Origin of the sequence: Vibrio sp. OPT46, from assembly GCF_015163535.1 — a bacterium.
GTDB classification, from domain to species: domain Bacteria; phylum Pseudomonadota; class Gammaproteobacteria; order Enterobacterales; family Vibrionaceae; genus Vibrio; species Vibrio alginolyticus.
Window position 1 is genome coordinate 1,038 of the sequence record NZ_JADDYG010000749.1, and the last position, 210, is coordinate 1,247.

1 protein-coding gene is annotated in these 210 nt (G+C 36.2%); it reads left to right on the top strand.

Features of this window, described 5'->3' with window-relative positions:
* A partial coding sequence (locus IQR33_RS34605; RefSeq protein WP_228014179.1) for a hypothetical protein occupies positions 1–210 on the top strand: 210 nt, incomplete at both ends.

A 210-nucleotide genomic window follows, 5' to 3' on the forward strand; every position in this document is an offset into this window, starting at 1 on the left:
ATAACGCTGCTGTGGGTAGTGATAATTTTGAGTTACTGAGGGATTTAATAGGAACTTTAGAAAATGCACTTCCAAATTTGAACTCGAAAGTTAATTCAGATGTTCCCACTGAGTTGATACCCAAGCATATTTATATATCTGATAGCATAATTCTTAGCGCTCCTCTTTCGTCCGAGAAAATGAAAGGCTACTGTGGATTATCAATACTAG